Raw genomic sequence first — 23,770 nt, 5'->3', positions numbered from 1 at the left:
CACCCGCACGGCAGCACGCCCGGCCTCGGCCGGCCTGCCCCGAGCACGAAGGAACTGTCGATGAGGACACTTCGCACCACCCTGCGCGGCGCCGCCGTCGCGGCGGTCGCAGCATCGCTCGCCGCGGGAGCCGCGGTCACGGCGCTACCTGCCGCCGCCGCGCCGACCGCCGTCGGCGAGGGCAGGACCATGGCAAAGGCCTCCGCGACGAAGCAGGCCGGACCGGCCGCACACAAGCCGGCCAGGCACAAGCCGACGAAGCCGAAGACGCCCAAGCCGAAGAAGGCTGCCGCCGACCCCGACTTCGGCCCCAACGTCACGTTCATCGACGAGACCTGGACCGCCGACCGGATCAACGCGTTCCTCGACACGGTGAACGACGAGGCGGAGTTCAGCCAGGACCGGCACCAGGTCTTCTTCGAGCCCGGCACCTACGGGAGCGCCGCGGGCCAGGACGACCCGGCCACGGCCACCGGCATCGTCAACGCCCACGTGGGCTACTACGAGTCGATCGCGGGCCTCGGCGGGCAGCCGGGCGACGTGCTGATCAACGGCGCCCTGCACGTCGAGCCCGTCGTCGGCTGCCCGAACAGCCCGTGGGCGTGCGGCGACCCCGGCTCCCTGACCCGGTTCTGGCGGTCCATGTCCAACCTGGCGTTCAACCCGATCCAGCGCCCCGTGGGCGACGACGCCGCGCTGCCGTACCCGGCAGGCGTGGCCGAGCCACACCAGATGCGCTGGGCCGTGTCGCAGGCGGCGCCCATGCGCCGCGTCGACATCCGCGGCAACCTGACGGTCTTCGGCCGCTACGGCGAGTTCGCCTCCGGCGGCTACCTGGCCAACTCCCGCGTGTCCGGCACGATCGCCACCGGCTCCCAGCAGCAGTGGTTCACCCGCAACACCGAGGTGGGCGGCTGGGACGGCGGCGTCTGGAACATGGTGTTCTCCGGGGTGCGGGGCGCCCCGGCCACCGACTTCGGACAGACGCTGTCCGGCGGTGCCAAGGGCGTGAAGACCACGCTCGACAGCACGCCGGTGAGCCGTGAGGCGCCGTTCCTCTACCGGGGCACGGACGGCGAGCTCAAGGTCTTCGTGCCCAACGCCACGACGAACAGCCAGGGCGTGGACTGGGGCACGGACGCGGCGTCGGGCCGCTCGATCCCGATCGGCGACGTCTACGTGGCCCGCTCGGACACCGACACGGCCGCCACCATCAACGCGGCCGTCTCGTCGGGCAAGCACCTGCTGCTCACGCCCGGGGTCTACGACCTCGACGCTCCCCTCCGGATCGACCGGGCCCGCACCGTCGTGCTCGGCCTCGGCTACGCGTCGCTCACCCCGACGTCGGGCAACGCGGCCGTGGAGATCGGCGACGTCCCGGGGGTCGTCGTCGCGGGGATCACCGTGGACGCGAACGTGCCGGAGTCGGAGACGCTCGTGCGCGTCGGCACGCCGGGCGGCGGGGGCGGCGACGCCGCCGACCCGACGACGCTCAGCGACGTGTTCATCCGCGTGGGCGGGCCGTGGGCCGGCAAGGCGGTCACGTCCGTCGAGGTGAACAGCGACCACACCCTGCTCGACCACATCTGGGCCTGGCGCGGGGACCACGGCCAGGGCATCGGCTGGGACACCAACACGGGTGCGCACGGCGTGGTGGTCAACGGTGACGACGTCACCGCGACCGGCCTGTTCGTGGAGCACTACCAGGAGAACCAGACGGTCTGGAACGGTGAGCGCGGCCGTACGGTCTTCTACCAGAGCGAGATCCCGTACGACCCGCCGTCGCAGGCGGCGTTCATGGACGGCAGCCGGCTGGGCTACTCGTCCTACCGGGTCGCCGACGGCGTCACCACGCACGACGCGGTGGGCCTGGGCGTGTACTCGTTCTTCAACCAGGGCGTGGACATCCGCGTCCAGTCCGGGATCCAGGTGCCGGACGCCGCGGGCGTGCGGCTGAGGTCCATGACGAGCGTGTTCCTCAACGGCTCCGGCGGTATCAACCGCGTCGTCAACGACACGGGCGAGCCGGCGGTCGGCAGCTTCGCCAGCCCGCAGGTGGTCAGCTACCCCTGACCCACCCGCAGAACGACCGAGTGCGGGGTATCCGCGGTCTGACCGGCGTCAGTCCCGCAGGTACCCCGCACTCAGCGGTCTTCAGGTCAGGTCACTTGACGTCGACGACGTCCACCACGAAGACCAGGGTGTCACCGCCGCCGATGCCGGCCTGCGGCACGCCGCGCGAACCGTAGCCGTGCTCCGGCGGGATCGAGAGCAGCAGGCGCGAGCCGACGTTCTGACCGACCATGCCCTTGTCCCAGCCACCGATGACGGCGCCGACGCCGATCGGGAAGTCGATCGTGGTGCCGCGGTCGTAGGAGTTGTCGAAGACGTGGCCGCCCCAGGTCTGGCCCAGGTAGTTCACCACGATGGTGCGCCCGGACTCGACGACCGGGCCGCTGCCCTCGGAGAGCACCTGCACCTGCAGGCCGGCGGGTGCGCCACCCTCGGGGAAGGTCAGCTCCGGCTTGTCACCGAAGGACCCGGAGGCGGTAGGAAGCGTGGTCACGAGGATTGCCTCTCGCTCGGGATGACGCCGGTCGCCCGGCGTCGGGTACCTGCCCACCCTATGCGGCGACCACCGCTGCCCGCGAAGCGACGGCGGCCTGGCGCAGGGCCTCCAGCGCGGCGATCGCGGGCGGGGTGTGCGCGACGGCGTCCTGCAGCACCGCGTAGATCGAGCGCACCGGGGCGGGCCGCACCACGGGCACGGCCACGGTGCCGGCCGGGAGCTGGACGGCGCCGAGCTCGGGCAGCACGGTCATGCCGATGCCGGCCTCGACGAACGCGACGGCCGTCGGGTAGTCGTGCGCCTCGACGTGGAACGTGGGGCTGAACCCGGCGGCCGTGCACGCCTCCAGCAGGTTGCGGCGGCACCAGCCGCGCGCGAAGTCGTTGTCGACCCACGACTCGTCCGCCAGCTCGGCGAGCTCGATCTCGTCCTGGTCGGCGAGCCGGTGGTTGCGCGGCAGCACGGCGACGTACGGGTCGTCGAGCAGGTGGTGCGCGGTGAACCCGCTGCCGGCGTCGAACCCCGTCTGGGCGACGGCCACCTGGAGGTCGGCCCGGTCCTCGGTCTTGTCCGGGATGTGTTCGGCGAGCTCCAGGTCCAGGCGGACGCCGGGAAAGTCCCTGGTGATCACCCGGACGACGTCGGGCAGCCAGGCCGAGCCCACGGACGCGAAGTAGGCGATCGAGAGCGAGCCGGTACGGCCGGCACGCAGGTCGGCGACCATGGACTCGGCCTCGCCGAGCCGTTCCAGCACGCCGTCGGCCTGGGCGGCCAGGGCCCGCCCGGCGGCGGTGGGCCGGATGCCCCGGCCGTGCCGGGCCAGCAGCTTGAGGCCGGTCTCGCGCTGGAGCGCGGAGACGTGCTGGCTGACGGCCGACGGTGTGTAGCCGAGGTTCGCCGCCGCGGCGCCGATGGATCCGGACGCGACGACGGAGCGGAAGACGCGGAGGCGGTGGACGTCGAGCATGCGCTCCACTGTACAGCCAGACTGAATCCAGATGTAGGAACAGTCGCTGGTGCTTCACAGTGGTTCGGACGAGGATCGCACCATGACCAACGCCATGGCCGATAGCCGCCAGACGCCGCCGCTCGCGCCGGGCAGTGTTGCGGGCATGACCCCGACCGCCACGACCCCGGCCGCCCCGCCCGCCGCCTCCACGCCCGCACCGGGCGCGAGCGCGCCGCCGGCCACGCACCGCCTCCTGGTCCCGGCCGCCGCCGCGGTCACCGTGGTGCTGTGGGGCTCGGCGTTCATCGGCATCCGGTCCGCGGGCTTCGACTACTCGCCGGGCGCCCTCGCCCTGGGCCGCATCCTCGTGGGCACCCTCGCGCTCACCGTGATCGCCGCCCTGGCCGGCAAGCTGCGGCTGCCCCGGGGCCGGACCCTGGTGGGGGTCGCCGTCTGGGGCGTGCTCTGGTTCGGGCTCTACAACCTCGCGCTCAACGCGGCGGAGCGCACCCTCGACGCCGGCACCGCGTCGCTCCTGGTCGGCCTCGCGCCGATCCTCATCGCGGTGTTCGCCGGCATCTCGCTGGGCGAGGGCTTCCCCGCACGGCTCCTGGTGGGCATCGGCATCGCGTTCACGGGCGTCGCCGGCATCGCGCTGGCCACCTCGAGCGGGGCGTCCGACGTCGTCAGCGTGCTCCTCGGGCTGGTCGCCGCCGTCGTCTACGCCGGGAGCACCATCCTGCAGAAGCGGCTGCTGCCCCAGGTCGACTCGCTGACCATGACCTGGCTGGGCTGCCTGGCCGGGACGATCGCCTGCCTGCCGTTCGCGCCCGTGCTCCTGCACGAGCTCGCCGCAGCCCCGGCTTCGGCCACCCTGAGCGTGGTGTACCTGGGCGTCTTCCCCACCGCGATCGCGTTCGTCACCTGGGGCTTCGCCCTCACGCGGACGACGGCGGGCCGGCTCGGCGCCGCGACCTACGCCGCTGCGCCCCTGGCGGTCCTGATGTCCTGGGCGCTGCTCGGCGAGGTTCCGACGCCGGTCGCGCTGATCGGCGGCGGCCTGTGCCTGGCGGGCGTCCTGGTGGCCACGCTCAGGCTCCGCTGAACAGGCTCCGCCGAACCGCTTGGTTTACCGATTGACCACGTAGGATGGCGCTCGAGATGAGCGCCCCATGACAACACCCAGGACAACGCCCCGATCGCGGGGAAGCGGCCGTGTGACCATCAGCGACGTGGCCGCGCTGGCTGGCGTCTCGCCGGGGGCCGTCTCCAAGGTCTTCAACGGGAACGGCCGCATCTCGGAGGCGACGTCGGAGCGGATCCGCGAGGCCGCCCGCAAGCTCAACTGGCGCCCCAACGCCGCCGCCATCGCGCTGCGCACGGCACGCTCGCAGGCGATCGGGCTGGTGCTGACGAGCGACAGCAAGGTGCCGGGCGTCGGCGCCGGGAACATGGACTTCATCTCCGGCATCGAGTCGGTGCTCAGCCCGCGGGAGTACGGGCTGCTGCTGAACGTCTTCATCACCGGCCAGCACGACGAGGACCACTTCTACCGCACGCTCGCCGAGCGCCAGCGGATGGACGGGATCATCCTCACCAACTCCCGGGTCAGCGACACCCGGCCCGAGCTCATGTCCCGGCTCGGCCTCCCCGCGGTGCTCGTCGGGGCCCCGTGGCAGCCCGGCGCCATCGAGTACGTCGACGCCGACCCGCCGAGCGCCGGCATCGCGGAGACCGTGGACCACCTCGTGTCCCTGGGCCACGAGCGCGTCGCGTTCATCAGCGGGCCCCGGCACTTCGTGCTGCCGGAGCTCCGCCGCGAGGCCTTCGTCCAGCGCCTGGCGGACCACGGGCTGCGACCGCACGCCGTGGTCCCGGTCGAGTACTCGCCGGCGCGCGCGGCGGAGGAGACCTCGGCCCTGCTGGCCGGCCCGGTGCGGCCGACGGCGATCCTGTACGGCACCGACACCATGGCGATCGCCGGGATGCGGACGATCCAGGCGACGGGCCTCCGGGTGCCCGACGACATCTCCGTGGTGGGCTTCGAGGGCCTCACGCTCGGCGAGTGGGTGGACCCGCCGCTGACGACGGTCCAGCGGTTCGCGTTCCAGCGCGGCCGCGCGGCGGCGGCCAAGCTGCTGACCCTGCTGGGCGAGACCGTCGAGGAGCCCGTGCCGCTGGAGCGCCCCGCGCTGATCGTCCGCGGCTCGACCGGACGGGCACCCGGGCAGTAACACCATCGGCGGACGCCGTAGAGCCGCCTGAGGGGAGGCGAGCAGGTGAGCACACCTCCGGCAAGGGTGGCCGGCACAGCCGCATTTCGTTCGGCCTGGGCACGGCCGATTCACTCAGGCTGGACAATCCGGCCCGGGTGAATCAGCCGTGCTTCAGCCGAACGCAGTTCAGCCCAGCCGGCACCTACCGTAGGTGCGAGTGGTCCTCCACGCACCTTCTCGCCCGAGAGGGCGCCGCCTCCGGCCCGCCGGCCGCGCCACCACTGCCGCCGTCACCAGGTCAGGTGGACCGCGGCGAGCTCCCGGACCGGCGGCAGCGACACCTCGATCCGTCTGGCGGACGCGGTCACGTCCGCCCGCTCCCAGACCTCCCCGACCAGCACTTCCACCCGGAGCCCGGCGCCCGGTCCGGCGTCGGCCGGCTCCTGCGGCACGGGCGAACCGGCCAGTGCGCCGACCCGGTCGAGGTCGAACACGGCCCGCACGCCGTCGATCGGCGAGACCGCCCGGCGCTGCCCGCGCATCATCATCGGGTCGGTCAGGTTGGCGGCCAGCACGGTGAACGATCGGTCGCCGGCCCAGGTGGCGACGTCGAGCACGCCCGGACCGCGCACCTCGGCGGCCCGGCCCCCGCCCAGCCCGCGGCGCACGAGGTTGTCCAGCAGCGTCAGGTGGTCGGCCTGGAGCGCCTGCCAGTACAGCTCGGTGACGTTGAAGCCGACGACGTCGGCCCGGCCCGCGCCGACGGCGCCGCCGAGGACCGCCGGGTCCGTCGCTGCCGACCTCGGGTAGACCTCCTCCATCGGCAGGTCCGGGTGGTCCGGCACGAAGCGCCACGAGACGTCGATACCGCTCGCGCCGTCCGGCACGCCGAACCGGACCAGCCGGGTACCGCCCACGACCCTGCGGGCGTCGCCGAAGCCGTCCTGGAGCGCGCCGCCCGGCTCGCGCTGCACGTAGTTGTTGCGCACGACCCCACCGCGCCGCTCGACGACGTCGACCCCCAGCAGGTCCCGGACCAGCGGCCCGCGGCCCGGGACGTCCGGCCCGCCGCCGGTGAGCAGCAGCGCGCCGCCGCCCTCGGCGAACGCCCGCAGGGCGTCCGCCGCCGCGGCGTCGAGCACGGGTACCTCGGGCACGACCACGAGCCGGACGCCGGGGCGCGACAGTGTCGACAGCGACCCCGGCCCCACGTACTCGAACGGGACGCCCAGCTCGACCAGCACCTGGTAGACGCCGGACGCCGCGTCCCGCACCCGCTCGGACGCCGCGCGCTCGTCCGCGTCCCACACGAGCACCTCCGCGACAGGTCGCGCGCCGGCGAGCCCGCCGGCCACCGCTCGGTGCAGCCCGAACGCCCGCTCCACCGCGGGTATCCAGCGCGGGTCGTGGATCTTGGCGGCGAACTTGGTGAACCACGGGAAGGCGCCGTGCACGAACCCGTCGACGATCCACCCCGTGGTCTCGACCGCCGCGTTGACCGAGTCCTTCCAGCGGAAGTCGTGGGACTCCGGCCCCACCGAGGTGATGAGCCCGACCGGCTTGCCGGGATGCAGCGCGCGCACCCGCTTGGCGTCCCGGCCCGCCGCCCAGAGCGCCTCGCCGTCGCCCCGGGCCTGGTGGTCCACCAGCAGGAACGGCACGGCCCGCGCGACCCGGGGCTCCAGGTCGGCGGCGGTGAACGAGCCGAGGTTCGGCACGAACCGCACGGCCGGCGCCACCTCCTGCACGGCCCGGTCCCAGTGCGCCACGAGGTCGCTGAGCCGCGAGCGCCGCCAGGCGCGGTAGGTCGCCCACGCCTCGCCCCCGGCGGGATCGGCCGTGGTCGGCAGCGAGCGCCCTGTCGCCGCCCGAAAGTCCGCCGCCGCCGTCTCGGTGTAGCCGGGCCCGTGCCCCTGCCACCGGTTCGCGAACAGCGCGTCGACGTCGTAGTCGCGCGCGATCTCGCGCAGCACCTCCGTGGTCAGCTCCCAGCTGTACCCGCCGAACGCGTCGGTGAGGTAGATGCCGGGCATCGCCCAGTGCTCCTGGAGCTCGCCGTCCTCGGTCCGCGCGATCCAGTCCGGCCGCTGCTCGACGACGTCGCGGTGCACGGCGTGCGGGTCCACGCGGGCCATCACGGCCATCCCCCGCGAGCGGGCGAGGTCGACCACCTCGCCGAGCAGGTCGCGGTCGCCCAGGTACGCGCTGCGGTGGTGCAGCGGCACCTTGGTCGGGTAGTACGCGACGTAGCCGCCCGCACTGATGCAGACCGCGGTGGACGCCGTCCGCTCGATGACGTCGGCCCACTCGTCGAGGTCGAAGTCCAGCGGGTCGTTCTCCACGAAGGTGAGCTGGGTCCAGCGGTGCGTGCCGTCCAGTCCTGAGCGCGCAGCAGTCATTTGATTCCCGTCGTCGCGATGCCCTTGATGATGTAGCGCTGAGCGAAGACGAAGAACAGGACGATCGGCACCAGGGACAGCAGCGACATGGCGAACATCGTGCCGATGCCGCTCTGCGTCTCGGTGTCGACCAGCGACTTCAGCGCCACCGGGACCGTGTACAGCTCGGTCCGGGTCAGGTACAGCAGCGGGCCGAAGTAGTCGTTCCACGTCCAGATGAAGGTGAAGATGGTGGTGGTGATGAGCGCCGGCTGCATCAGCGGCAGGATCACCGACCAGAAGATGCGGAACGGCCCGGCGCCGTCGATCATCGCGGCCTGGTCGAGCTCCCGAGGCAGGGACCGGATGAACTGCACCATCAGAAAGATGAACACCGCGTCCGTGGCCAGGAACTTGGGCAGCAGCAACGGGATGTAGGTGTTGATCCACCCCAGCTCCGCGAACAGGATGTACTGCGGGATCACGAGCACGTGGAACGGCAGCATGATCGTCATCAGGGTGAGCGCGAGGTAGACCTTGCTCATCCTGAAGTTGAGCCGGGCCAGTGCGTAGGCCGTGAGCGAGCACGAGAACAGGTTGCCGATCACGGAGCCGACGCCGATCAGCAGCGAGTTGCCCAGGAACAGGCTGAACGGGGAGCCGAGCGCGTCCCAGCCGTCGGCGTAGTTCTCCAGCGTGATCTCGGCGGGGAACAGCCCGGTCTGGGAGAGGATGAGGTTGCTCGGCTTGAACGAGCTCACGAGCATCCACAGCAGCGGATAGATCATGAGCAGCACGAACACGACGAGCACCACGTGCCGCACCGCGCGGCTGAGGGAAGAAGCAGCCATCATTCGTCTCCGTAGTAGACCCAGCGCCGCGACACGATGAAGTTCGCGGCGGTGGCGGCGGCGATGACCAGGAGCAGCACCCACGCCATCGCGGACGCGTACCCCATGTCGAAGTTCACGAAGCCGCGCTGGTAGATGTAGAGGGTGTAGAAGAGGGTCGAGTCCAGGGGCCCGCCGCTGCCGCCGCTGACCACGTGCGCCTGCGTGAAGGCCTGGAAGGCGCTGATCATCTGCAGCACGAGGTTCAGGAAGATGATCGGCGTGAGCAGCGGGATGGTGATCGACCAGAACCGCCGCACGCGGCCGGCGCCGTCGATCATCGAGGCCTCGTACAGCTCCTCGGGGATCTGCCGCAGCCCCGCCAGGAAGATCACCATCGGCGAGCCGAACGTCCAGACGTTGAGCACCACCAGGGTGGACAGCGCCAGCGACGGGTCCTGCAGCCACGAGCCCAGCTCCAGGCCGAACCAGCCCAGGACGTGGTTGACCAGGCCGTTCTCGCCGAAGATCTGTCGCCACAGGATCGCGATGGCCACGCTGCCGCCGAGCAGGGAGGGCAGGTAGAAGGCGCTGCGGTAGAGCGACAGGCCGCGCAGCCCCTTGTCGAGCACGACCGCCAGGAACAGCGCGAACCCGAGCTGCAGCGGCACCGAGACGAGCACGTAGACGAGCGTCACGCGGACCGCGGCCCAGAACCGTTCGTCCCCCGCCATCCGCACGAAGTTGTCGAGCCCGATGAACTGCGGCGGGCTCAGCAGGTCGTAGTCGGTGAACGCGAGCACGGCCGAGGCGATCAGCGGGCCGGCGGTGACGGCGACCATCCCGATCATCCACGGCAGCAGGAAGACGTGGGCCACCAGGCCCTGGCCCCGGGTACCGCCCGACGGTTTGGCCCTGCCCCGCGGCGGCTTCACTCCGGCCGCGGCGGGCGCTCCCCGCACCCGGCGCCCGGTGTCCTTCGACGACGTCAGGGTCATCATGCGCCCGCGATCTCGCCCTCGACGGCCTCGACGAAGGCCGCCGCGGCGTCGGGCACGCTCTTCTGGCCGAGCGTCACCTCCTCGAGCTCGCGGATCATGAGGTCACGCCAGCTGCCCGACCCGGCGGGCGCCTCGTACCGCGGACGCTGCTCCGTGCCGGCGATCTCGCGGGTGATGGCGATGACCTTCTGCTCGTCGGGCGTGGCGTCGGGCTCGTACGCGTCGAGCAGGTCCGCGTTGGGCGGCGCCCCGGCCGACAGGCCGACCAGGCTCAGCAGCTCGGGCGAGTTGAGGTTGAAGCTCATCAGCGCGGCGGCCGCCTCGACCCGGTCGTCCGGCACGCCCGAGTACATGGCGAACCGGCTGTAGTAGGTGAAGTGGTAGCCCGCCGCGGCGTCCTCGGCGGCCGGCACGTCGCGCTGGTCGAACACGTGGTCGGGGAACGCCTGGGCGTCGTCGACGATGTGGTTGGAGTTCGCGAAGGTGAGCAGCACCTTGTCGCCCACCTGGGCCCAGGACGGCTCGATGCCGTCCTGCTCGCTCACGCTCGTCGTCGCGCCCGCGAGCCGCAGCTTCTCCCACCAGTCGATCCAGGCGGCGACGCCGTCCACGCTCGCCCCGAGCCGGCCGTCCTCGGTCCACAGGTCCTCGCCGCGCTGGCGCAGGAACGACTCGAACGGCATGTCGTGGTACGGCCCGTAGGTGGTGCCCTTGCGGCCGCCGGCGTTGTTCTTCGAGTAGTCGACCAGCAGCTCGGCCAGGCCGTCCCAGGTGAGCTGGTCGGGCAGCGACACCCCGTCCTCCTCCTGGAACGTCGTGTTCCAGCGCACCACGGGGCTGAAGATCGACTTGGGCAGCGTGTTGAGCTCGCCGCCGAGCCGGAAGGTCTCGACCTGCTCCGCACCGAACGCGCCGAGGTCCAGGCCTCCGATGCCGTCGAGGTCGCGGTACAGCCCCGCGTCGCGGTAGGTCAGGACGGCGGGTGACGGGATCCAGAAGACGTCGGGCACGTCGCGCGCCGCCATCTGTGTGGTCATGCGCTCCTGGTAGGCGTCGTAGTCGCCGAACTCCGGGGCGACCTTGATCTCGGGGTGCTCCGCGGTGAACGCGTCGAGCGCCGCCAGGTAGGCGCGCTGCCGGTCCGAGCCGCCCCACCAGGCGAAGCGGATCGAGCCGTCCCCTCCGGAGCCGGACGGGGAGCAGCCGGCGAGGGCGAGCGCAGCGACCGAGAGCGCGCCCATCCCCGTCCAGGTGAGGAACGACCGGCGAGTGAGGTCTGACATGGTGTCCTTCTTTCAGTACGTCGTTGTACGAGGTGGTACGGAGTGCGTGCGTGCGGGGCGCGGTGTCAGGGCAGGCGCCCGACGTCGACGACGTTGCGCAGCGGCCGCCGCGCGAGCCATCGGTCCAGGTTGTCGAGGAAGATCGCCGTGCCGCGGTCCGCGGTGGCGGCCGTCGTGGCCCCGTTGTGCGGGGTGACGATGGTGCGGGGCAGGTCCCACAGGGGTGAGTCCGGGGGCAACGGCTCGGTGGCGTGAGCGTCCAGGCCTGCCCCGGCGACCACACCGTCGCGGACGGCGGCGACCAGGTCGGCCTCGCGCACGATCCCGCCGCGCGAGACCACCACGAGGTGCCCCTCCGGGCCCAGCACGCGCAAGGTCCGCAGCCCGATCGCCCCGGCCGTCTGGTCGGTGAGCGGCGCGGCCACGACCAGGAAGTCGCTGACGGCGGCCAGCTCGTCCACCGCGTCCGGGGGCAGCATGCGGTCCACCGGGTCGCCGGGCTCCGCGGGCCGACGACGGAGCGCCACCACGCGCATGCCGAACGCCCGCGCCCGCACCGCGAGCTCGCGCCCGACGTTGCCGTAGCCGTAGATGCCCACGGTCCGTCCGGCGAGCTCGCCGTGTGTGAACCGCTCCCAGCGGTGCCCCCGCTGAGCGTCGCCCCAACGCAGGGCCTGCCGGCTCAGCATCAGCATGAGCATGAGCGCGTGCTCGGCCAGGGGGACCGCCCCGTTCCCGGCCGACGACGTCACGGTCACCTCTGCCGGCGCGCCCGGCCTCGCGGAAGGTCCCGTCGCGCGACGCCGCAGCGCCGGCCCGACGTCGGACTCCACGCCCGCCGCCCAGGAGTGCACCCAGGCCAGGCGCGGCATCGCCGCGACCTCGTCGTCCGTGAGGCGGCCCGCCGCGACCGTCGCCGCGCGCAGCGCACCGGCGTCGTCCGCGGTGGCGACGACGAGCCCGGGGTGGACGGCGCGGACCTGGTCCACGACCCGTTCGCCCTGACCGCCCCGGACGATCACCACGTCGGTCATGAGAGCCCCCCGTGGGCCGCCGGGCCGCCGTCCTCGATCACGACCACCTCGAGCTCGGCCACGTCGGCGATCCGGACCAGCAGGTCCTCGCCGTCGTCCAGCACGGACGCGGCGCCCGCCAGGGCGCGCGCCGCGCGCCCGGCCAGCCCTGCCGCGCGCACCGTGACGTGGTGCACCGGGACCGCCGGGCCGTACCCGTTGCCGCGCTGGCCGGAGTGGTTGAGCAGGTGCACCACGAGCCCCGCCGCCGAGCGTCCGACGACGACCTCGACCTGCTCCGGGGCCTCGACCGTGACCGGCAGGCGCCCCTCGGGCCGGTCCAGGAGGCGCTCGACCACGAGGTCCACCGCCACGTCCCGGATCCGGGTCAGCCGGGTGTCCAGGTAGGCGGTGCCGGCGACCCAGGACAGCTGGACCACCGTGCCGGCGCCGTGCCGACGCTCCCCGGCCACGTGGTCGGTACCGGGCACGTGCCCGTACGCCTTCTCCGGCGGCCCGTAGGGAGCGCTCTCGATCAGCAGATGCCTGCCGACGACGTCGGACCGCCACGCGAGCCGGTGGTGCCGGCCGTGCCGCGGGACCAGCACGGCGCCCTCGACCTCGTCGGCGGCCCGGCCCCCGGCCTCCTGGGCGGCGCCGTCGAGCCGCACGTAGCTCGACTTCAGCGCGTCCCGGTCGACGACCACCTCGACCTGCCGCTCCCCGGGGAACCAGTCGACCACCGACCCGTCGGCGCCGATCCCGCTCCGGCCGGTCGCCACGAGGGAGCCACCGCCGCGGACGAACCGGTCGAGCGCCGCGACGACGCCCGGCGGCAGAGAGGGCAGGTCGGGCAGCACGAGCACCCGGAACCGCGCGTCCACGTCCTGCGTCTCCAGTGCCCCCACGGGCACCACGTCGAACGGAACGTGCCGCTCGACGAGGCCGGTGAGCAGGCCGCGGTGCTCGGCCGTGCCGGTGCCGTGGCGGCCGTCGTCGTCCAGGGGGTCGGGGCGCACCAGGCCCACCTCGGCCGCTGGCGCCAGCCCCGTGTACTCGCGCCGATGATCGCGGTGGAACCGCGTGACCGCGGCCGCGGAGTCCAGCCCGCCGTAGGCGATGCCGCCGGTGGGGCCCATGATGTAGGTCGACGGGTTGGCGCCGCGCGAGATCGCCTGCGCGAGGTACTGGCCGAGCATCTCGGGCTGCTCGTCGGCGAGCCGGTACGGCATGTCCCAGAACGCGACGGCGTTGACCAGGACCGGCTTGCCGGGCCGGGACGAGCGCAGCGCGCTGACCGCCTCGCCGGTGGCGTACGGCCACAGCGTGCGGCCGATCGCGTTGTTCGCCTCGTGGAACAGCACGTCCGCGGCCGTGCCGAGGATCAGCCCGGCGTCGGGGCGGCGCGCGGCGATGTGGGCCCGCACCCGCGCCGTCAGCGCCTCGATGGTGGCGGTGGCGTAGCCGCGCCAGCGCCGGTAACCGTCGTCGCCCGCGCGGTCCGGCAGCCGGTCGAGCCCGGTGTGCTCCCGGAACCCCACGACGCACGCCGCGCAGTGGCAGACGCCGTGCACCCGGCCGGCGTAGTCCCGCTCGTTGAAGCCGAACCAGTTGAAGAAGAAGCCGTCCACGGCGTAGCGGTCGAGGACCTCGTCGAGGACGTCGAAGATCCGCTCCTGGTAGTACCCGGCGCTGGGGCAGACGCTGACCAGCCCCTCGAAGACCTGCCGCTCGCCCGCCGGCGAGACGTAGAGCCAGTCCGGGTGCGCGTCGGCGATCGCGGGGGCCACCTTGGAGAAGTCCATCCGGGCCAGCAGCCGGACGCCCCGGCGCCGGGCGGCCGCCAGCGCGTCCCCGACGAGGTCGCCCCCGGGGCGCCCGGCGAGGTGCGGGTTGCGGGTCTGGAAGTCGAGCCCGGTCGGGTAGTGCGAGAGGATGCCGCCCACGTTGAGCAGCCAGACGTTCGCGCCGTGCCGCTCGACGTCGTCCAGCGTGCGCTCGACGTCGAGCCCCGCGTCGATCTCGCGGAGGTTGGTCTGGAACACCTGGAACGGCTCGTCCCACCAGCCGGGGCGGACCTGTTCGCCGGTGCCGGGCTGCTGCGTGGTCAGGCTCATCGCGCCTCCGTCCCGTTGAGCTCGCGGGCCAGCGCCACCAGCGCCGAGTGGTCGCGGCCGCCGTCCCCGCGCTGCACCAGCGACTGGACGAGCCGGCCGACCAGGGCGGTCACCGGGAGCACCGCCCCGCGGGCGCGCGCGGCACCCTCGACGATGCCGAGGTCCTTGTGGTGCAGCTCCAGGCGGAAGCCCGGCGTGTAGTCCCCGGCCAGCACGCCGCCCGCCTTGCGGTCGATGACGGTGCTGCCGCCGAGCCCGCGCGCGATGACGGAGAGCCCCGTGGCGACGTCGGCGTCGTGCGCCTCCAGGAAGACCACGGCCTCGGCGAGCGCCTGAAGGTGGGCGGCGACCACGAGCTGGTTGGCGGCCTTGACCACCTGTCCCCCGCCCGCCTCGCCCACGCGCACGACGGTGGTGCCCATCGCGCCGAGCAGGCCGCGCCACCGCTCGGCCACGTCGGCCGGCCCGCCGACCATGATCGAGAGCGTGCCCTCGCGGGCCCCGGCCTCGCCGCCGGAGACGGGGGCGTCGAGCACGTCGTGTCCCGCCTCCGTGAACCGTGCCGCGATCTCGCGCGCGGCCCCGGGCTCGATGGTGCTCAGGTCGATGTAGGCGCCCGACGGCGCGAGGTGCTCCAGCACGCCGTCCGGCCCGAGCGCGACGGCGCGGACGTCGGGGGTGTCGGGGAGCATCGTGAGCACGACGTCGGCGCCCCGGACCGCCTCGACCACGCTCGCCACGACCGGTACCCCGAGCTCGGCGGCACTCGCCCGGCCGGCCGCTCCCCGGCTGAACGCCCGCACCTCGTGCCCGGCGCGGACGAGGTTGGCCGCCATCGGCCGCCCCATGACGCCCAGCCCGACAAAGCCCACGACTGCCATATGACCGAACTCCCTCGTTCGATGATCTATCGATTGATCACTGCGATCCTGCTTGCGCATCGACCCTGGCCTGAGGAAGGGTATTTCGATATACCTGTCGTGGTCAATGCCCGAAGATCGGAGAGCTCGATGCCCAGGTTCGCCGCCAACGTCTCCCTCCTGTTCAGCGAGGTGCCGCTGCCGGAACGGTTCGCCCGTGCCCGGGCCGCCGGGTTCCAGGCGGTGGAGTGCTGGTGGCCGTTCGAGACGCCGGAGCCCTCCGCCGCCCAGGTCGGCGCGTTCGTCCGGGCGCTGGACGACGCGGAGGTGCGGCTGACGGGGATCAACCTGTTCGCCGGGGACATGCCGGGCGGTGAGCGCGGCATCGTGTCGCACCCCGGCCGGGCCGATGAGCTTGCGGCGAACCTCGCCGTGGTCCGCACGATCGTCGAGGCGACCGGCTGTGCGTGCGTCAACGCGCTGTACGGGCAGCGCCTGCCGGGCGTCCCGGGCGAGGCCCAGGACGAGGTCGCGACACGCAACCTGCGCCGCGCGGTCGACGCGCTCGGCGCGACCGTGCTGGTCGAGCCCCTGACGCGCGGCGAGAACGGGGACTACCCCGTGCGGACCCTGGACGACGCGCTGGCCGTGGTCGACCGCGTGGGCGACGGCGCCGCCGTCCTCTTCGACGCCTACCACCTGCACAACAACGGCGCGGACGTGGTGGTGGACATCGGTCGCGTGGCCGGCGCCGTCGGCCACGTGCAGGTCGCCGACTCCCCCGGCCGTGGCGAGCCGGGGACGGGGACGATCGACTTCGGGGCCTTCTTCCGCGCGCTCGACGCGACGGGCTACACCGGCTGGGTCGGCTGCGAGTACCGCCCCACGACGGAAACGGAGCAGACCCTCGCCTGGCTCCCCACCCCCTAGACCGTTGAGTGCTGGGTATTCGCCCTTCGACAACGTTTCGCGAGGGCGAATATCCAGCACTCAACGGTGCTCGCGGGGCGGGCGGGTCACGGGAGGGCTGCCGCCTTGGCCTCCAGGACTCCGCGTTCCGCGGCGTTGCCGCAGAGCTCCGCCGCGTGGAGGTACTCGCCACGGGCCTCGGCGGTGCGGCCGAGCCGCGACAGCAGCTCGCCCCGGACGCCGGGCAGGAGGTGCGACCCGGCGAGCACACCCTGGTCGGCCAGGCCGTCCACGACCCGCAGCCCCAGGTCGGGCCCGTGCGCCATCGCGACGGCCACGGCCCGGTTCAGGTCCACCACGGGCGACGGCGCGATACGGCCCAGCGCCTCGTAGAGCACCACGATCCGCTCCCAGTCGGTCTCCGGCACGGAGGCGGCCACCGCGTGACACTCGGCGATCGCCGCCTGCAGCGCGTAGCTGCCCATGCCCGCCGGGCCCACGCCGCGCCGGAGCGCCGCCCGGCCGCGGGTGATCGCCGCGCGGTCCCAGCGGCGCCGGTCCTGGTCCTCCAGGAGGATCGGCTCCCCCGAGGGCCCCGTCCGGGCCGGGAACCGGGCAGCGGTCAGCTCCAGCAGCGCGAGCAGGCCGAACGTCTCGGGCTCGGGGGCCAGCCGGGTCAGCACCCGGGTCAGGCGCACGGCCTCGCGCGCCAGGTCGTGCCGGATCCAGTCGTCGCCCGACGTCGCCGACGAGCCCTCCGTGAAGATCACGTACAGCACGTTCCGCACCGACGAGAGCCGGGCGACCCGGTCCTCGCCGTCGGGCACCTCGAACGGGACCTGAGCCGCCGCGATGGTCTTCTTGGCGCGTGTGATGCGCGCCTGGACCGTCGCGACGGGCACGAGAAAGGCGCGGGCGATCTCCTCGCTGGTCAGACCACCCACGACACGCAGGGTCAGCGCGATCCGCGCCTCCCGGGACAGCACCGGGTGGCACGAGACGAACATGAGGGCGAGCACGTCGTCGTCGATCCGCTCGGGGTCGAGCAGTGCCGGCTCGGCGCCCGGGTCGCCCGCACCGGCGCCGGCCCCGGGCGCCGTCGGGCCGCCCACCACCACCTCGCCCTCGGCCAGGCCGTGCGCGAGCGCGGCATACCGCTCGTCCCGCCCGGCCCGACGCCGGTAGGCGTCGATCGCCCGGCGCCGGGCCGTCGCGATGAGCCACGCCGCGGGGTCGCGCGGCGTGCCGTCGCGGGGCCAGGAGACGAGCGCCGCGGCGAGCGCCTCCTGGGCCACGTCCTCGGCGAGCTCGAAGTCGCGGGTGTAGCGGGTGAGCGCGCCGACGATGCGCGCGGACTCGATCCGCCAGACCGCCTCGACGGCCCGCCGTGCGGCGTCGCCGTCCATCTCCCCGCCCTCCCTGGCGCTGTCCTGCCGGCCCGGCCTCAGAGCTGGCCGGTGGACTCGCGCCAGGCCCGCTCGTTCTGGATGTGCTCGTTGTCCTGCGGGAACTGGTCGAGCTCGGTGACCTTGCGGATCTCCGCCTTGCTGCCGGGCCCGGCGAGCGGTGCGCGCTTGGCCCACTCGACGGCCTCCTCCTTCGAGGCCACGTCGAGGATCCAGAAGCCGTTGAACAGCTCCTTGGTCTCGCCGTACGGCCCGTCGGTCACGACCGGCGTCTCGGTGGAGTAGTCGACGACGACGGAGTCGGCGGCATCCTCGAGCCCCTCACCGGCCACGAGCACGCCGGCCTTGATCATCTCCTCGTTGAACGCGCCCATGTCGTTGATGATCTTCTGGAAGTCCATGTTCTGGTAGGCAACCACCGTCTCGTCGGTCGCTCGCATGATCAGCATGTACTTCGCCATGGCTTCTTCTCCTCCGTGGTTTTCCGGTCCCTGGTGGGACCTTCTCATCCACAGGTCGAACAGGAAACAGGTGGATCGACACGACCCGCGAATCTGTTTCGTGGAGCATGCGGACAGGTTCCGCGCGTCACACAGATCCGGCTTGCCAGGCGCGCGGAACGTGCGGAACCCTTGATCCTCATGACGCTCGAATCGATTGACGCGCAGGGGGCCGGCGCCCCTGCCGCCGGCAAGCCCTCCCGGCGCAACCAGAAGCCGACGCCCGCGAGTCCGGGCCCGGTGAAACGGCACACGTCGAGCGACGGCGCCTCCCCGCAGGCGTGGGACGGGCGCAGCAAGTTCCCGCACATCGGCGAGTACGGGTTCCTGTCGGACTGCGAGGCCAACGCGCTGATCGCGCCGTCGGGCAGCGTGGAGTGGATGTGCATCCCCCGCCCCGACTCGCCCAGCATCTTCGCCAAGATCCTCGACCGGGGAGCCGGCCACTTCCGCGTGGGCCCGCACGGCGTCCGCGTGCCCAGCGCGCGCCGCTACCTGCCCGGCACGCTCATCCTCGAGACCACGTGGCAGACGGAGACCGGCTGGCTCGTGGTGCGCGACGCCATGCTGATGGGGCCGTGGCACGACCTGGAGTCGCGGTCCGGGACGCACCGTCGCACCCCCACCGACGACGACGCCGAGCACATCCTGCTGCGCACCATCAAGTGCGTGTCGGGCACGGTCGAGGTCGAGGTCGAGTGCGAGCCGCGCCCCGACTACGCACGGTCCGAGGTGGACTGGGAGTACGAGAACAGCGGCTACTCCGCGGTCGTCGCCAAGATCGGCGACGCCACCCCGGACGTGCACCTGCGGTCCAGCCTGCGGTTCGGGCTGGAGGGCAAGCGGGCGACGGCGCGCACGCGGATGTCGCAGGGCGACGAGCACTTCGTGGCGATGTCCTGGGGCTCGCAGGACCCGCCGACCAGCTACAAGGAAGCCCTCGACGCCATGTGGCGCACCGAGCGGTTCTGGCGCGACTGGATCACGCAGGGCACGTTCCCGGACCACCCGTGGCGCGTCTACCTGCAGCGCTCCGCACTCACCCTGAAGGGGCTGACCTACTCCCCCACGGGCGCGCTGATCGCCGCGGCGACGACGTCGCTGCCCGAGACGCCGGGCGGCGAGCGCAACTGGGACTACCGGTACGCGTGGATCCGCGACTCGACCTTCGCGCTGTGGGGCCTGTACACGCTGGGCCTGGAGCGCGAGGCCAACGACTTCTTCGCCTTCATCCAGGACGTCTGCCGCGACAACCGGCAGCTCCAGATCATGTACGGGGTGGGCGGCGAGGAGACGCTGGAGGAGTTCGAGCTGCCGCACCTGTCCGGCTACGAGGGCGCCCAGCCCGTCCGGATCGGCAACGCCGCGTACGACCAGCGCCAGCACGACGTGTGGGGCGCGGTGCTGGACTCCGTGTGGCTGCACGCGAAGTCGCGCGACCAGCTTCCCGAGTCCCTGTGGCCCATCCTCAAGCGGCAGGTCGAGGAGGCCATGAAGCACTGGCACGAGCCAGACCGGGGCATCTGGGAGGTGCGCGGCGAGCCGCAGCACTTCACCAGCTCCAAGCTCATGTGCTGGGTGGCGATGGACCGCGGCGCCAAGCTCGCCCGGCTGTACGACGAGCCCGACTACGCCAAGGCGTGGCAGAAGATCGCCGACGAGATCGCCGACGACATCTGCACCAAGGGCGTGGACGACCGCGGCGTCTTCACGCAGCGCTACGGCGACCCGGCGCTGGACGCGTCGCTGCTGCTGGTGCCGCTGCTGCGGTTCCTGCCGCCGGACGACGAGCGCGTGCGGGCGACCGTCCTGGCGATCGCGGACGAGCTCACCGAGGACGGCCTGGTGCTGCGGTACCGCACGGACGAGACCGACGACGGCCTGCGCGGCGAGGAGGGCTCCTTCACCATCTGCTCGTTCTGGCTGGTGTCCGCGCTGGTCGAGATCGGCGAGGTGGAGCGGGCCCGGGCGCTGTGCGAGCGGCTGCTCGGCTACGCGTCCTCGCTGGACCTGTACGCCGAGGAGATCGATCCCGGCAGCGGCCGGCACCTGGGCAACTTCCCGCAGGCGTTCACGCACCTGGCCCTGATCAACGCCGTGATGCACGTGATCAAGGCGGAGAGCGGCGAGGCCGAGAAGGGCTACTTCGGGGTGCCCCGCCCGATGTGATCCGTCGTATCCCCCGCTGAGTGCGGGATCTTCGCCCTGGCCGGCCCCGGCCGAGGGCGAAGATCCCGCACTCATCTTGTTTTCGGAGGGCCTTGCGCCGGTTGGCTAATGGGCGTAGCTTTGCAGCTATGACAACCAGCCAGAGCAACCAGGTGGCCGCCCTCGCACGGCCAGAGGGCAACATCGCGTACACCGACTCGGGGTCCGGCCCCCTCGTCGTCGCCATGCCCGGCATGGGCGACCTGCGGTCCACCTACGACGACCTCGCGCCCGCGCTCGTCGACGCCGGCTACCGCGTGGTCGTCGCGGACCTGCGCGGCCACGGTGACTCCGACACCACGTTCCGCACGCACGGCGACGACGCCACCGGCACGGACTTCCTCGCCCTCGTCGAGCACCTCGGCGCCGGGCCGGCCGTGCTGCTCGGTAACTCGATGGCGGCGTCCGCCGCCGCCTGGGCGGCCGCCGAGCGTCCTGAGCTCGTGCGCGGGCTCGTGCTGCTCAGCCCGCTCCTGCGCCAGCCGGGCTCCCCGGCGATGCAGCGGACCATGCGGCTCGCCCTCCGCGTGCTCCTCGCCCGGCCCTGGGGCCCCGCGTTCTGGGGCGCCTACTACTCGTCGATCAGCAAGGGCCGCCGCTCGGCCCGGCACGCCGAGCACGTCGCCGCCGTCCGGCAGAGCCTGCGCGAGCCGGGACACCTGCGCTCCTTCCGCGACCTCTCCCTGGCGCTCGACCACTCGGTGGTCGAGGCCCGGCTGTCCGACGTCGCGGCGCCGTCGCTGGCCGTGGTCGGCACGCTCGACCCCGACTTCGCGGACCCCGCGGCGGAGCTCGCCTGGATCACGGAGACGATCGGCTCGCGCGGCGTCCTGGTCGACGAGGTGGGGCACTACCCGCAGCACCAGGCGCCCGACGTCGTGGTGCCGGCCGTGCTCGACTTCCTCGCCGGGCTCCCGGGCCTGCCGGCCGAGAGCGCGAACGGGGCCGCGGCCGGCGGTGCCGGCGACGTCGCGGACGGCGGCCGGAATGCCTAGGGCGGGCCTGTCGCACGACGCCGTGGTGCGCCTGGCGCTGGAGGTGGTCGACGACGGCGGGGCGCGCGGCTATGCGGACCTGACCCTCGCCAAGGTCGCCGCGAAGGCCGGGGTCGCGGCCCCCAGCCTCTACAAGCACGTCGGCTCGCTGGCAGACCTGCGCCGCGAGGTCGCGCTGATCGCCGTCCGGGAGGTCACGGCCGCCGCGACGTCGGCGACCGTCGGCCGGGCCGGGAGCGACGCCCTGCGCGCTCTGGCGACCTCGTGGCGCACCTACGCGCACGCCCACCCCGGCAGGTACGGGGCCACCCAGGTCGGTCCCGACCCGGAGGACCCGGCCGACGCGGGCCTGCGCGAGGCGGCCGCCGAGAGCGTCCAGGTGATCGGCGCCGTGCTGCACGGCTTCGGCCTGCCCGACGAGCGCCTGATCGATGCCATCCGCGCGGTCCGGGCCGGCTTCCACGGCTTCGTCGTGCTGGAGCTCGGGGGCGGCTTCCGGATGCGGGAGGACGTCGACCAGAGCTTCGCCGTGCTGCTCGACATGCTCGTCGCGGGGGTCACCGCACTCGCCGCTCGGGACACCGCGCCTGCCGCACCCGACACCGTGCTCGACCACGACACCGCTGGGAGCCACCGATGACCACCGCTCAGGGCACCACCGCTCGCTCTTCCGGCACGGGCCGCACCGCGCACCCGGCTGCCGGGCGCTCGACCACCGCGCGCTGGACCGCCGTCGCCTTCGTGGCGGCGGGGCTCGCCTTTCTGCTCTTCCCCGTGCTGCGCCCCTGGCCGGACGAGACCGTGGCGAACGCCGACCTGGCCACCGCGTTCGCCTCCGACCGCTGGGTCGTGGCGCACCTCTGCGGCATCCTCGGCCTGGGCCTGATGGCGCCCGCGCTGCTCGGCCTGCGGACGGTCCTCGTCGGTGCGGGTCCTGGCGCTGGTGCCCGTGCCGGGGACGGGCGCGGCGCGGGCGTCCGGAGCGCGACCTGGGCGCTGATCACCGCCTGGGCCGGAGCCGGGTTCGCCGCGCTCTACTTCGGGGCCGAGATCTTCGGTATCCGCACCCTCGCCGAGGCGGCGCTGCGCGACGGCGACCTCGGTCTGCTCGCCGAGGTCGAGGTGCTGCGCATGCAGCCGTGGGCCGTGACGGCGTTCGGCACCGGGCTGATCCTGCTCGCGGCGTCCGGGGTGCTCGTCGCCGTCGCGCTGTGGCGTTCGGGTGCGCGGGGCACGGGTGCGCACCCGCGGTGGATCGGGCTGCCGCTCGCGCTCGGCCTGGTGCTGGTGCTCCCGCAGTTCTTCGGCGGCCCGGAGCTGCGGATCGCGCACGGCTCTCTCGTCGCGGCGGGTTGCCTGCTGGTCGCCGGTGCGGTGTGGAGCCGCCGGACGCCGGCGCCGACCCCCTAGCTGTGGAAACCGCTGTGGACAGCCGGCGGGCACGACGGCAGCCGGACACGACAGAGGCGTGAACCCCGGACGGGGGTTCACGCCTCTGTCATGCCTGCACCGACCGCGTCAGCGGCCGGAGGAGCGTCAGTCGCTGCTGTTGAAGATCGCGAGCAGACGCAGGAACTCCAGGTACAGCCAGATCAGCGTCACCAGCAGACCGAAGGCCGCGGCCCACGCCATCTTGGCCGGGGCGCCCGCCTCGACACCACGCTTGATGGAGTCGAAGTCGACGATCAGCGACGCGGCGGCGAGACCGACGGCCACCAGGCCGATGACGATGCCCCACACGCCACCACGCATGCCCCACCCGCTGAGCACGCCGGTCCACACCAGGACCAGGTTGATCAGCGAGAAGGCCGCGTAGCCGACCATCGCGATGATCAGCCAGCGCGTGAACTTGGGGGTGACCCGCACCTTGCCCGACTTGAACAGGAAGAGCGCGCCGGCGAAGGTCGCGACCGTCGCGAGCACCGCCTGCAGGACGATCCCGCTGAACTGGGCCTCGTAGAACGCCGAGATGCCACCGAGGAACATGCCCTGGGCGACGGTGTACAGGATGATCAGCACGGGGCTCGGGTTGCGCTTGAACGCGTTGACCAGGCCCAGCACAAGACCCGCGATCATGCCGAAGACCCACAGGCCCGGCGCGAGCGTCCACGTCGCCGCGCCCACCACGACCAGGAGGGCGAGCAGCCCACCGGTCTTGATGATCACGTCGTCGTAGGTCAGTCGCTTGGTGTCCGCCGTGGTGGCGGACGGCGACTGGTACATCGCGTCGAGCTGCGACGCGTCCATCGCCTGCTGTCCCGCGGCGCCGTACTGGCCGTACTGGCCAGGCTGCGGCGGAGTGCCGTATGCGGGAGTCTGGTTGGGGTAGGTGGCGGTGCCGCCGCGGCGTGCACCGGCAGCGCCGGTGCGACGGGGCTCACCGAAGACGTCGCTTCTAGAAAAGACGGGGTTGCTCATCTGCTCCTCCTGGTCTGTCTGACCATCCTAGGGAACGCCGCAGACACTCCAGGAGTTCCCAGGTCATACCAACGGATGAAGTAGGTCCGACCACAGGATGATCAGGGCCGGTATTGGG

General features: G+C 72.8%; 20 protein-coding genes. 8 read left to right on the top strand and 12 right to left on the bottom strand.

Annotated features, from left to right (window positions below; all coding sequences use genetic code 11):
• The first annotated feature begins 60 nt into the window (after positions 1 to 60).
• Positions 61 to 2,073 carry a pectate lyase-like domain-containing protein gene (locus tag QRN56_RS18965; RefSeq protein ID WP_285105818.1) on the top strand — a complete coding sequence of 671 codons (2,013 nt, stop codon included), beginning with the start codon at positions 61 to 63 and terminating at the stop codon, positions 2,071 to 2,073.
• A gap of 91 nt (positions 2,074 to 2,164) precedes the next feature.
• Here QRN56_RS18965 and QRN56_RS18960 read toward each other — a convergent pair whose 3' ends face one another.
• Complete coding sequence (locus QRN56_RS18960) at positions 2,165 to 2,566, bottom strand: FKBP-type peptidyl-prolyl cis-trans isomerase (RefSeq protein WP_285105817.1); 402 nt, start codon at positions 2,564 to 2,566, stop codon at positions 2,165 to 2,167.
• A gap of 58 nt (positions 2,567 to 2,624) precedes the next feature.
• Positions 2,625 to 3,536: a LysR family transcriptional regulator gene (locus QRN56_RS18955; RefSeq protein WP_285105816.1), complete on the bottom strand. Its 912-nt coding sequence runs from the start codon at positions 3,534 to 3,536 to the stop codon at positions 2,625 to 2,627.
• Positions 3,537 to 3,618: 82 nt separating this feature from the next.
• Here QRN56_RS18955 and QRN56_RS18950 point away from each other — a divergent pair, with 82 nt between their 5' ends.
• Positions 3,619 to 4,623 carry a DMT family transporter gene (locus QRN56_RS18950; protein WP_285105815.1) on the top strand — a complete coding sequence of 335 codons (1,005 nt, stop codon included), beginning with the start codon at positions 3,619 to 3,621 and terminating at the stop codon, positions 4,621 to 4,623.
• A gap of 112 nt (positions 4,624 to 4,735) precedes the next feature.
• Complete coding sequence (locus QRN56_RS18945; protein WP_285105814.1) at positions 4,736 to 5,752, top strand: LacI family DNA-binding transcriptional regulator; 1,017 nt, start codon at positions 4,736 to 4,738, stop codon at positions 5,750 to 5,752.
• Positions 5,753 to 6,024: 272 nt separating this feature from the next.
• Here QRN56_RS18945 and QRN56_RS18940 read toward each other — a convergent pair whose 3' ends face one another.
• The 7 genes from QRN56_RS18940 to QRN56_RS18910 form a co-directional block, all read right to left on the bottom strand.
• A complete protein-coding gene (locus QRN56_RS18940) occupies positions 6,025 to 8,133 on the bottom strand; it encodes a family 10 glycosylhydrolase (RefSeq protein ID WP_285105813.1) in 2,109 nt (702 codons plus the stop codon).
• On the bottom strand, positions 8,130 to 8,963 hold the full coding sequence (locus QRN56_RS18935; RefSeq protein ID WP_285105812.1) for a carbohydrate ABC transporter permease: 834 nt from the start codon (positions 8,961 to 8,963) through the stop codon (positions 8,130 to 8,132). The genes QRN56_RS18940 and QRN56_RS18935 overlap by 4 nt, the downstream gene beginning before the upstream one ends.
• Positions 8,963 to 9,940: a carbohydrate ABC transporter permease gene (locus QRN56_RS18930; protein WP_285105915.1), complete on the bottom strand. Its 978-nt coding sequence runs from the start codon at positions 9,938 to 9,940 to the stop codon at positions 8,963 to 8,965. Before QRN56_RS18930 ends, QRN56_RS18935 begins: the two co-directional genes overlap by 1 nt.
• A complete protein-coding gene (locus tag QRN56_RS18925; RefSeq protein WP_285105810.1) occupies positions 9,940 to 11,226 on the bottom strand; it encodes an ABC transporter substrate-binding protein in 1,287 nt (428 codons plus the stop codon). Before QRN56_RS18925 ends, QRN56_RS18930 begins: the two co-directional genes overlap by 1 nt.
• A 65-nt stretch (positions 11,227 to 11,291) precedes the next feature.
• Complete coding sequence (locus tag QRN56_RS18920; RefSeq protein ID WP_285105808.1) at positions 11,292 to 12,260, bottom strand: D-2-hydroxyacid dehydrogenase; 969 nt, start codon at positions 12,258 to 12,260, stop codon at positions 11,292 to 11,294.
• Positions 12,257 to 14,356, bottom strand: a complete 2,100-nt coding sequence (locus QRN56_RS18915) for an alpha-amylase family protein (RefSeq protein ID WP_285105806.1) — start codon at positions 14,354 to 14,356, stop codon at positions 12,257 to 12,259. Before QRN56_RS18915 ends, QRN56_RS18920 begins: the two co-directional genes overlap by 4 nt.
• Positions 14,353 to 15,237 (bottom strand): NAD(P)-dependent oxidoreductase, encoded by an 885-nt coding sequence (locus QRN56_RS18910; protein WP_285105805.1) that lies wholly within the window; start codon positions 15,235 to 15,237, stop codon positions 14,353 to 14,355. The genes QRN56_RS18915 and QRN56_RS18910 overlap by 4 nt, the downstream gene beginning before the upstream one ends.
• Before the next feature lie 129 nt (positions 15,238 to 15,366).
• On the opposite strand from QRN56_RS18910, the gene QRN56_RS18905 reads away from it, so the two are divergent.
• Positions 15,367 to 16,146 (top strand): hydroxypyruvate isomerase family protein, encoded by a 780-nt coding sequence (locus tag QRN56_RS18905; RefSeq protein ID WP_285105804.1) that lies wholly within the window; start codon positions 15,367 to 15,369, stop codon positions 16,144 to 16,146.
• Positions 16,147 to 16,232: 86 nt separating this feature from the next.
• On the opposite strand, the gene QRN56_RS18900 is transcribed toward QRN56_RS18905, so the two are convergent.
• Positions 16,233 to 17,531: an RNA polymerase sigma factor gene (locus QRN56_RS18900; protein ID WP_285105803.1), complete on the bottom strand. Its 1,299-nt coding sequence runs from the start codon at positions 17,529 to 17,531 to the stop codon at positions 16,233 to 16,235.
• Between the two features lie 38 nt (positions 17,532 to 17,569).
• Positions 17,570 to 17,992 (bottom strand): YciI family protein, encoded by a 423-nt coding sequence (locus QRN56_RS18895; RefSeq protein ID WP_285105802.1) that lies wholly within the window; start codon positions 17,990 to 17,992, stop codon positions 17,570 to 17,572.
• 180 nt (positions 17,993 to 18,172) lie between these two features.
• Here QRN56_RS18895 and QRN56_RS18890 point away from each other — a divergent pair, with 180 nt between their 5' ends.
• From QRN56_RS18890 to QRN56_RS18875, 4 genes are all read left to right on the top strand, one after another.
• Positions 18,173 to 20,200 carry a glycoside hydrolase family 15 protein gene (locus tag QRN56_RS18890; protein ID WP_285105801.1) on the top strand — a complete coding sequence of 676 codons (2,028 nt, stop codon included), beginning with the start codon at positions 18,173 to 18,175 and terminating at the stop codon, positions 20,198 to 20,200.
• 128 nt (positions 20,201 to 20,328) lie between these two features.
• Positions 20,329 to 21,234 carry an alpha/beta fold hydrolase gene (locus QRN56_RS18885; RefSeq protein WP_285105800.1) on the top strand — a complete coding sequence of 302 codons (906 nt, stop codon included), beginning with the start codon at positions 20,329 to 20,331 and terminating at the stop codon, positions 21,232 to 21,234.
• Positions 21,227 to 21,874, top strand: a complete 648-nt coding sequence (locus tag QRN56_RS18880; protein WP_285105799.1) for a TetR/AcrR family transcriptional regulator — start codon at positions 21,227 to 21,229, stop codon at positions 21,872 to 21,874. The genes QRN56_RS18885 and QRN56_RS18880 overlap by 8 nt, the downstream gene beginning before the upstream one ends.
• Positions 21,871 to 22,644, top strand: coding sequence for a hypothetical protein (locus QRN56_RS18875; protein WP_285105798.1), 774 nt, complete (start codon positions 21,871 to 21,873; stop codon positions 22,642 to 22,644). Before QRN56_RS18880 ends, QRN56_RS18875 begins: the two co-directional genes overlap by 4 nt.
• Positions 22,645 to 22,770: 126 nt before the next feature.
• Here QRN56_RS18875 and QRN56_RS18870 read toward each other — a convergent pair whose 3' ends face one another.
• Positions 22,771 to 23,652, bottom strand: a complete 882-nt coding sequence (locus tag QRN56_RS18870; protein WP_285105797.1) for a Bax inhibitor-1/YccA family protein — start codon at positions 23,650 to 23,652, stop codon at positions 22,771 to 22,773.
• Between the last annotated feature and the right edge of the window lie 118 nt (positions 23,653 to 23,770).

This window comes from Promicromonospora sp. MEB111, assembly GCF_030209445.1.
Lineage (GTDB): Bacteria > Actinomycetota > Actinomycetes > Actinomycetales > Cellulomonadaceae > Promicromonospora.
Note: the sequence above shows the minus strand (reverse complement) of the source record. Positions and strands in the feature narration are given on the sequence as shown.